General features: G+C 69.3%; 6 protein-coding genes. 5 read left to right on the forward strand and 1 reads right to left on the reverse strand.

The annotated features are described in order from the left end of the window. Positions 1 to 322: 322 nt before the first annotated feature. Complete coding sequence (polA, locus tag FNH04_RS34685; RefSeq protein ID WP_322724712.1) at positions 323 to 3,049, reverse strand: DNA polymerase I; 2,727 nt, start codon at positions 3,047 to 3,049, stop codon at positions 323 to 325. Positions 3,050 to 3,242: 193 nt separating this feature from the next. On the opposite strand from polA, the gene FNH04_RS34690 reads away from it, so the two are divergent. The 5 genes from FNH04_RS34690 (at position 3,243) to FNH04_RS34710 (ending at position 9,412) form a co-directional block, all read left to right on the forward strand. Further along, positions 3,243 to 5,522: an FdhF/YdeP family oxidoreductase gene (locus FNH04_RS34690; RefSeq protein ID WP_152789824.1), complete on the forward strand. Its 2,280-nt coding sequence runs from the start codon at positions 3,243 to 3,245 to the stop codon at positions 5,520 to 5,522. A 116-nt stretch (positions 5,523 to 5,638) separates the two neighbouring features. Beyond that, complete coding sequence (locus tag FNH04_RS34695) at positions 5,639 to 6,127, forward strand: PaaI family thioesterase (RefSeq protein ID WP_152789825.1); 489 nt, start codon at positions 5,639 to 5,641, stop codon at positions 6,125 to 6,127. Between the two features lie 59 nt (positions 6,128 to 6,186). Then, positions 6,187 to 6,618: a hypothetical protein gene (locus FNH04_RS34700; RefSeq protein ID WP_152789826.1), complete on the forward strand. Its 432-nt coding sequence runs from the start codon at positions 6,187 to 6,189 to the stop codon at positions 6,616 to 6,618. Positions 6,619 to 7,140: 522 nt separating this feature from the next. Continuing rightward, on the forward strand, positions 7,141 to 8,367 hold the full coding sequence (locus FNH04_RS34705) for a branched-chain amino acid ABC transporter substrate-binding protein (protein ID WP_322724717.1): 1,227 nt from the start codon (positions 7,141 to 7,143) through the stop codon (positions 8,365 to 8,367). 115 nt (positions 8,368 to 8,482) lie between these two features. Then, entirely contained in the window at positions 8,483 to 9,412 is a 930-nt protein-coding gene (locus FNH04_RS34710; RefSeq protein WP_322724719.1) for a branched-chain amino acid ABC transporter permease, read from the forward strand. Positions 9,413 to 9,475: the final 63 nt, after the last annotated feature.

Raw genomic sequence — 9,475 nt, forward strand, 5'->3', positions numbered from 1 at the left:
GGGATACGGGGTGTGCTGGCGTCCGGCGCGTAGACGGGTGGCCGTCTGAGCAACGCCGTGACGAGTACGCCGACGATCGTTGCGGTACGGCGGCGGAGCTTGCCTATGCCCATGCCCGCATCCTTACGCCGTCCCGCCGCCGGGTGCGCCCCCTCGGGGGCCACGCGGGTGACCGTTCCCGGAGCGCCGGGTGGCTCCGAGCGGGTGACGTCCGGGCGGCGCCCACCCCGCGGACTGCCGCGCCGCACCGCCCCTTGCCGCCGCGGGGCCCGGCATCCGAGAGGTGCCGGGCCCTGCGACGCCGGGCGGCGTGTCGCTTGCCCTAGTGCGCCGCCGACTCCCAGTCCGGGCCGGAGCCGACGGAGACGTCCAGGGGCGCCCTCAGGTGGACGGCGTTCGCCATCTCGTGGCGGACGAGTTCCTCGGCCTTGGCGCGCTCGCCGGGGGCGATCTCCAGGACGATTTCGTCGTGGACCTGGAGGAGCATGCGGGAGGTGAGGCCGGCCTCGCGCAGAGCCCGGTCCACGTTCAACATGGCGATCTTGACGATGTCGGCGGCCGTGCCCTGGATCGGGGCGTTCAACGCCATCCGCTCGGCCGCCTCGCGGCGCTGGCGGTTGTCGCTGTTGAGGTCGGGCAGATAGCGGCGGCGCCCGAACAGCGTCGCCGTGTACCCGGTCGCCCGGGCCTCGTCGACCGCCCTGCGCAGATAGTCCCGCACACCGCCGAAGCGCTCGAAGTACGCGTCCATCAGGGCGCGGGCCTCGGCCGCCTCGATGTTCAGCTGCTGGGAGAGGCCGAACGCCGACAGCCCGTACGCCAGGCCGTACGACATCGCCTTGATCTTGCGGCGCATCTCCGCGTCCACCGCGGACTGCTCGACGCCGAACACCTGCGAGGCAGCCGTCGTGTGCAGGTCCTCGCCCGAGGTGAACGCCTCGATCAGGCCCTCGTCCTCCGAGAGATGGGCCATCACGCGCAGTTCGATCTGGCTGTAGTCCGCCGTCATCAGGGACTCGAAACCCTCGCCGACGACGAAGCCGCGGCGGATGGCCCTGCCCTCGTCCGTGCGGACCGGGATGTTCTGCAGGTTCGGGTCCACGGACGACAGACGGCCCGTCGCGGCGACCGTCTGGTTGAAGGTGGTGTGGATACGGCCGTCCGCCGCGACCGTCTTGATGAGGCCCTCGACCGTGACGCGCAGCTTCGCCTGCTCGCGGTGGCGGAGCATGATGACCGGCAGTTCGTTCTCGGTCTGCCCGGCCAGCCAGGCCAGGGCGTCCGCGTCCGTGGTGTAACCCGTCTTCGTGCGCTTGGTCTTGGGCAGGGCCAGCTCGCCGAAGAGGACCTCCTGGAGCTGCTTGGGCGAACCCAGGTTGAACTCGTGCCCGGCCGCCGCGTGCGCCTCCTTCACGGCCTGCTGGACGGCGCCCGCGAACATCTGCTCCATGGCCTCCAGATGGGCCCTGTCGGCCGCGATGCCGTGCCGCTCCATTCGGGCCAGCAGCGCCGAGGTGGGCAGCTCCACGTCGCGCAGCAGCTCCGCCGCACCGACCTCCGGGAGCCGCTCCTCGAACGCCTCGCCCAGGTCGAGGATCGCGCGGGCCTGCACCATCAGCGCCTCGGCCTCGGCCCCTTCGTCCGCGCCGAAGGCCAGCTGACCGTCGGCCGTGGCGGCGGGCGCCAGCTCCCGGTGCAGATACTCCAGGGACAACGCGTCCAGGTCGAACGAGCGGCGGCCCGGCTTGACCAGGTACGCGGCGAGAGCGGTGTCCATCGTGACGCCGTCGACGCTCCAGCCGTGCTCGGCGAAAACGCGCATCGCGCCCTTGGCGTTGTGGAACACCTTGGGCCGGGAGGCGTCGGACAGCCAGGCCGCCCACGCGTTCTCGTCCGGCTCGTCCAGCTGGGTCGGGTCGAACCAGGCGGCCGCTCCCCCGCCCGCGGCGAGCGCGATCTCGGCGACCGAGCCCGCGCCGAGCGCCCAGGAGCCGACCGTGGCCACACCGAGAACCGCCGAGCCGTGCTCGGCCAGCCACGGGGCCAGCTCGCCCGAGCCCAGCACCGTGCCGTCGATCTCGACGCCTCCGTCGGCGACCGGGGCGGCCTCCGCCTCCTCGGTCCCCGGATCCACCGCCAGCAGCCGCTCACGCAGCGACGGGTTGCGGATCTCCAGGGTGTCCAGGACCATCGCCACGGCCGTGCGGTCGTACGGCGCGCGCTCCAGGTCGCCGACCGCCTTGGGCAGTTCGACGGTGCGCACCATCTCCGTGAGGCGGCGGTTGAGCTTGACCGCCTCCAGATGGTCACGGAGGTTCTGTCCCGCTTTGCCCTTGACCTCCTCGACCCGCTCCACCAGCTCCGCGAACGAACCGAACTGGTTGATCCACTTCGCGGCGGTCTTCTCGCCGACACCGGGGATGCCCGGCAGGTTGTCGGACGGGTCGCCGCGCAGCGCCGCGAAGTCGGGGTACTGGGCCGGCGTCAGCCCGTACTTCTCGATGACCTTCTCCGGGGTGAACCGGGTGAGCTCGGAGACGCCCTTCGTCGGGTACAGCACCGTCGTGTTCTCGGTGACCAGCTGGAAGTTGTCCCGGTCGCCGGTGACGATCAGCACCTCGAAGCCCTCGGCCTCGGCCTGCGTGGCGAGCGTGGCGATGATGTCGTCCGCCTCGTAGCCGTCGACCGCGAAGCGTTCGGCGCGCATCGCGTCGAGCAGCTCGCCGATCAGCTCCACCTGCCCCTTGAACTCGTCAGGGGTCTTCGAGCGGTTCGCCTTGTACTCCGTGAACTCCTCCGAGCGCCAGGTCTTGCGGGAGACGTCGAACGCCACCGCGAAGTGTGTGGGCGCCTCGTCGCGCAGCGTGTTCGCCAGCATCGACGCGAAGCCGTAGATCGCGTTCGTCGGCTGGCCCGTCGCGGTCGTGAAGTTCTCCGCGGGCAGCGCGAAGAACGCGCGGTACGCCAGTGAGTGCCCGTCCATGAGCATGAGCCGGGGACGGCCGCCGCCGGAGGTCTTCTCGGTCTTCTTCGATGCTGTCTCTGCCACGCCCCCGATCCTGCCACGGCCCACTGACACCCGGACCCGCCGACCGCCCACGCAGTCGACGCACCTCGTCACATGACGGATTCACCCCGCTACGGAGGGTTTCCTGAACGGAGACACCGGGCGGGGTCGTTGTCACCGGCACGTGCGAGGATCGGAAACGTACGGCACACACGTGGTCGAAGGAGAGCGTGCGATGGCAACGAAGCCGCCGAAGGGCGATCCGGTCCAGGACGCGCCGCAGGTCGCCGAGCCGCAGCACGCGGCCGCGGGACTGCCGGCCATCGGGCACACACTGCGGATCGCCCAGCAGCAGATGGGCGTGAAGCGCACCGCGCTCACGCTGCTGCGTGTCAACCAGAAGGACGGCTTCGACTGTCCCGGCTGCGCCTGGCCGGAGCCGGACCACCGGCACAAGGCGGAGTTCTGTGAGAACGGCGCGAAGGCGGTCGCCGAGGAGGCCACCCTGCGCCGGGTCACCCCGGAGTTCTTCGCCGCCCACACCGTGGCCGACCTCGCCACCCGCAGCGGCTACTGGCTGGGCCAGCAGGGCCGGCTCACCCACCCCGTGTACCTCCCCGAGGGAGGCGAGCACTACGAGCCGGTCTCCTGGGAACGGGCCTTCGACATCGTCGCCGAGGAACTCACCGCCCTCGACTCCCCCGACGAGGCCCTCTTCTACACCTCGGGGCGCACGAGCAACGAGGCCGCGTTCCTCTACCAGCTGTTCGCCCGCGAGTTCGGCACGAACAACCTGCCGGACTGCTCCAACATGTGCCACGAGTCGTCGGGCTCCGCGCTCTCCGAGACTCTCGGAGTCGGCAAGGGCAGCGTCCTGCTCGACGACCTCCACAAGGCGGACCTGATCATCGTCGCGGGCCAGAACCCGGGCACGAACCACCCGCGCATGCTCTCCGCCCTGGAGAAGGCCAAGGCGGGCGGCGCGAGGATCATCACGGTCAACCCGCTGCCCGAAGCGGGCATGGAGCGCTTCAAGAACCCGCAGACCCCCAAGGGCCTCGCCAAGGGCGCCGCCCTCACCGACCTGTTCCTCCAGATCCGCATCGGCGGCGACCAGGCCCTGTTCCGCCTCCTCAACAAGCTGATCCTGGCGACGGACGGCGCGGTCGACGAGGAGTTCGTCCGCGAACACACCCACGGGTACGAGGAGTTCGCCGAGGCCGCGCGGGCCGCCGACTGGGACGAGACGCTCACCGCGACCGGCCTCACCCGGGAGAAGATCCAGGAAGCCCTCGGCATGATCCTGGCCTCGCGGCGCACCATCGTCTGCTGGGCCATGGGCCTCACCCAGCACAAGCACTCCGTGCCCACCATCCGCGAGGTGGTCAACTTCCTGCTCCTGCGCGGCAACATCGGCCGCCCGGGCGCGGGCGTGTGCCCGGTGCGCGGACACTCGAACGTGCAGGGCGACCGCACGATGGGCATCTTCGAGCGGCCCGCCCCGGCCTTCCTGGACGCCCTGGAGAGGGAGTTCGGCTTCGCACCGCCCCGGGAGCACGGCTACGACGTGGTGCGGGCCATCCGCGCCATGCGCGACGACCGGGCCAAGGTCTTCTTCGCGATGGGCGGCAACTTCGTGTCGGCGTCACCCGACACCGAGGTGACCGAGGCGGCCATGCGCCGCGCCCGCCTCACGGTGCACGTGTCGACGAAGCTGAACCGCTCGCACGTCGTCACGGGCGCGCGTGCCCTGATCCTGCCGACCCTCGGCCGCACCGAGCGGGACCTCCAGGGCAGCGGCGAGCAGTTCGTGACCGTCGAGGACTCCATGGGCATGGTGCACGCCTCGCGCGGGCGCCTGGAGCCGGCGAGCGAGCACCTGCTGTCCGAGCCGGCCATCGTGTGCCGACTGGCCCGCCGGGTGCTCGGCGAGGACAGCCGCACACCCTGGGAGGAGTTCGAGAAGGACTACGCGACGATCCGCGACCGTATCTCGCGCGTGGTGCCCGGTTTCGAGGACTTCAACGCGCGCGCGGCCCGTCCCGGCGGCTTCACGCTCCCCCACGCCCCGCGCGACGAGCGCCGCTTCCCCACCACCACCGGGAAGGCGAACTTCACGGCGGCACCGGTCGAGTACCCGGCGCTTCCCCAGGGCCGCCTGCTCCTGCAGACGCTGCGCTCGCACGACCAGTACAACACCACCATCTACGGCCTCAACGACCGTTACAGGGGCATCAAGAACGGCCGCAGGGTCGTGCTGGTCAACCCCGAGGACGCCGGCGAGCTGGGAGTCGCCGACGGCTCGTACGTCGACCTGGTCGGCGAGTGGAAGGACGGCGTGGAACGCCGGGCGCCCGGCTTCCGTGTCGTGCACTACCCGACGGCCCGGGGCTGCGCGGCCGCGTACTACCCCGAGACCAACGTCCTGGTGCCACTGGACTCCACAGCGGACACCAGCAACACCCCCGCGAGCAAGTCCGTCATCGTCCGTCTGGAACAATCGTCCACCGACTGAGCGTTCGCTCAGTGAGCTGGAAGCCGACCGATCCGGAAACCGACGGAACCGGAGACCGACCGATCGGAGAGCCCACCAGCGCACGAGGAGTCCACGACGAAACGGAGCCCGGCCCCATGGGCGAACAGCACCACGTGAAGTTCCCGCAAGAGGTCATCGACGAGTACGCGGCGATCGGCGTCGACCTCGTCGCCATGTTCTCCGCGGGACACCTGGGGACACGCATGGGCGTACAGATCGTCGAGGCCTCACCGGACCGCGTCGTCGGCACCATGCCCGTGGAGGGCAACACCCAGCCGTACGGGCTCCTCCACGGCGGCGCGTCCGCCGTGCTCGCCGAGACCCTGGGCTCCGTCGGCTCCATGCTGCACGCGGGCAGCTCCAAGATCGCCGTGGGCGTCGACCTCAACTGCACGCACCACCGCGGTGTCCGCTCCGGGCTCGTGACCGGAGTGGCCACCCCCGTACACAGAGGGCGCTCGACGGCGACGTACGAGATCGTCATCAGCGACGAGTCCGGGAAGCGGGTGTGCACCGCCCGGCTGACATGCGTCCTGCGGGACGTCAACCCGGGCGACGCGCAGTACGTGCGCCCGACCGGCTGACCCCCCACCCCCACCGGCCCGCCGTTGAACCCGGACAACCGGGCCCTTAGCGTCAGGGCATGAGAACAGAAAGAACCCCCTGGCCGCCGGCGGCGTTCGGCTGGGCGGTCGGCCTGGCGCTGCTGGCCGGCGGAGCGGCGACCGGGTGCGGGAAACCGGGCGCACAGAACGGAACCGGCGACGGAAAGCCCACAGGACGGGCCGGTTCGGCCTCGCCGTCGCCGTCGGCGACACCACCCGAGGACCTGTGCACCCAGCTCATCGCGTACTGGTCGCAAAAGACCCTGACCGGCGACACCTACGGGGACTACCAGTCGATGGGCCTGTCCGACGGCCAGTACGGGATCCTCATGAAGGTCGTGGACGCCGCACGCGACAAGAAGGAACGCGCCGGCACGAAGGCCGCGCACCTGCTGATCGACCGCCGGGCACGCGAACTCTGCGAGAAGCGGTACCGAAACGGCCGACCGACCGGAGGACCCTGGCACTGAGCGGCGGCCGCGCAAACCCTCCGCACTCTGCGGAACGACGACGATCCCCCACCCGACGGAAAACAAGTGGAACCAGTGGAACCGCGGAGAACGCCCGACCGTCTTCCCTCAAAGTAACTCTGTGTAATACGCGTGCAATATGCGCCAACAGCTCCACCACCCCTGAGCAGGGTGCCCACCACACGGCACGGACCTTTCGGGCAACCCGCCGCACCAAGGGCCGGTCAGCACCGAAGAACCGGAACGCCCCTGATCAGAACTCCGGCGAACCCTGCAGTTTCTCACTATGCGGACTGGACGAATCAGTCGTAAATCCGCTGATCCACCCAGCGAGTACCGCTCTGCATTACGTCGTGTCATAACAAGAGCGTCACAGCATGGGTCAGACCCTCCTCCACGTTCCCCGCACACGCTTAGAGTCACGCCCAGTCACCGCGCCGACGGATTCGAAGGAACTTCGGTCCAGCGCTCGACTCGGCGGGCTCCAGGGGGAGTCGCCGTGCCAGGGAAAGGACCTGATTCGTGCGTCAACGTTCGCTCATTGCCATCACCGCCGCGCTCGCGGCGGGATCGCTCACCCTCACCGCATGTGGGTCGCGTGACGACAGCAGCAGTGGCGGCGGCGACAAGACCACCGTTGTGATCGGCGTCGACGCTCCGCTCACGGGTGACCTGTCCGCCCTCGGCCTCGGCATCCAGAACTCCGCCGACCTGGCTGTGAAGACCGCCAACAAGTCGGAGTACGTCAAGGGCGTCGAGTTCAAACTCGAGCCCCTCGACGACCAGGCGCAGCCCTCCGTCGGCCAGCAGAACGCCCAGAAGTTCATCAGCGACAAGGACGTCCTCGGCGTCGTCGGCCCGCTGAACTCCAGCGTCTCGCAGCAGATGCAGAAGCCGTTCGCCGACGCCGGCCTCACCCAGATCTCCCCGGCCAACACCGGCACCGAGCTCACCCAGGGCGACGGCTGGAAGACCGGCAACTCGGTCCGCCAGTTCAAGACCTTCTTCCGCACCGCCACCACCGACGAGGTCCAGGGCGCCTTCGCCGCCGAGTACCTCTACAGCAAGGCCGGGATCAAGAAGGTCTACCTGATCGACGACCAGAAGACCTACGGCGCCGGCCTCGCCGCCTCCTTCAAGGCGAACTACACCAAGCTCGGTGGCAAGATCGTCGGCAGCGACCACGTCAACCCCGACGACCGCGACTTCAACTCCGTCGTCGCCAAGATCAAGAAGACCGGCGCCGAAGCCCTCTACTACGGCGGCGAGTACCCGGCCGCCGCCCCCCTGAGCCAGCAGCTCAAGGACAGCGGCCAGAACATCCCGCTCATGGGCGGCGACGGCATCTACTCCGGCGAGTTCCCCAAGCTGAACAAGAAGGCGGACGGCGACCTCGCCACCTCCGTCGGCAAGCCCGTCGAGCAGCTCGACTCCGCCAAGGAGTTCATCAAGAACTACGAGGCCGGCGGCTACAAGGACGCCTACGAGGCCTACGGCGGCCTCACCTACGACGCCACGTGGGCCATCATCGAGGCCGTCAAGATCGCGGTCGAGGGCAACGACGGCAAGGTCCCGTCCGACGGCCGCAAGGCCGTCCTCGACGCCATGGCCAAGGTCAAGTTCGACGGCGTCACCGGCACCATCTCCTTCGACGAGTTCGGTGACACCACCAACACGATGATGACCGCGTACAAGGTCGAGAACAGCGCGTGGACCCCCGAGTACAGCGCCTCCCCCAAGCTGGGCTGAGCAGGGACGAGTAGGGAGCACTCCCTCACCACACATTGATCCAGGCCGCGCGGGAGCGCCCACCAGCGCTCCCGCGCGGCGCCATATCCGAAAACACTCCAACGGAGGCCCTGCGGTGAACGAACTGCCGCAACAGCTGGCCAATGGACTCATCCTCGGCGCGATGTACGGTCTCATCGCGATCGGCTACACGATGGTCTACGGCATCGTCCAGCTCATCAACTTCGCCCACGGCGAGATCTTCATGGTCGGGGGCTTCGGGGCCCTCACCATCTACCTGTGGATGCCCGACGGCTTCGCCCTCGGCGCCGCGATCCCCCTCATGATCCTCGGCGGCGTCATCGTCTCCGTCGCCGTCGCCACCGCGGCCGAACGTTTCGCCTACCGGCCACTGCGCACCGCACCACGGCTGGCACCACTGATCACCGCCATCGGACTCTCCATCGTCCTCCAGCAGGTCGTGTGGATGTGGTACCCCGACGCCAAGAAGGACCACCCCTTCCCCCAGTTCGAAGGCGGCCCCATCGAGATACTCGGCGCCAACATCCAGCGCGGTGACCTCTTCGTCCTCATCGCCGCCCCGCTGTGCATGTTCGCCCTCGGCCTCTTCGTCACCAAGACCCGCTCCGGCCGCGGAATGCAGGCAACCGCACAGGACCCCGACACCGCCAAGCTGATGGGCATCAACACCGACCGCATCATCGTCATGGCCTTCGCCATCGGTGCCGCGTTCGCCGCCATCGCCGCCGTCGCCTACGGCCTCAAGAACGGCCAGGTCGGCTTCCGCATGGGCTTCCTGATGGGCCTCAAGGCCTTCACCGCCGCCGTACTCGGCGGCATCGGCAACATCTACGGCGCCATGCTCGGCGGCGTCTGCCTCGGCGTCGCCGAAGCCCTCGCCACCGGCTACATCGGCGACATCCCCGGCATGGACCTCTTCGGCGGCGGCGCCTGGAAGGACGTCTGGGCCTTCAGCCTGCTCATCCTCGTCCTGCTGTTCAGGCCACAGGGCCTGCTCGGCGAACGCGTCGCGGATCGGGCGTGATACGCATGACCAACACCACCAACACCACGGCCGCGGACCTCACGAAGACCCCCGCCGCCCAAC

It is taken from the genome of Streptomyces phyllanthi (assembly GCF_009377205.1).
Classification (GTDB): Bacteria; Actinomycetota; Actinomycetes; order Streptomycetales; family Streptomycetaceae; genus Streptomyces; species Streptomyces phyllanthi.